We start from the raw sequence: 323 nt of genomic DNA on the forward strand, positions 1-323 counted from the left end.
CACCGCGGTAAGGGTGAGTCCGTCGGCGGCGAGCACCCTGACACGGGCCGTGCTGCCGCCGGCATCCTCGGTCCCGTCCTCGAGCGTGGCGGGCGTGACACGCCACAGCCGGCCGGAATCCGTGTTCGATGTACGGGGCGAGGTCGTCCACATAGGTGGCCCCGGGGATCTCCGGAGCCCGGCCCGCGAACGGCGTGCGGTCGATGACCCACTCGAAGAAGGTCTCCACCGTCACGTCGAGCCCCTGGCCCTCGGCCTGGTTCGGGACGATCCGGTCGACGGCCGTGTTGGCGAAGACCGCGCGGGCCGGAAGGTCCGCACCG

The 323-nt window shown here is 72.1% G+C and carries 1 pseudogene; it reads right to left on the minus strand.

The features are described from left to right. Window positions 1-82: 82 nt before the first annotated feature. Window positions 83-323 (minus strand): annotated as a pseudogene (locus tag FNH21_RS17340) (mannitol dehydrogenase family protein); the annotation flags it as partial.

Source organism: Arthrobacter bussei, from assembly GCF_009377195.2.
Taxonomy (GTDB): domain Bacteria; phylum Actinomycetota; class Actinomycetes; order Actinomycetales; family Micrococcaceae; genus Arthrobacter_D; species Arthrobacter_D bussei.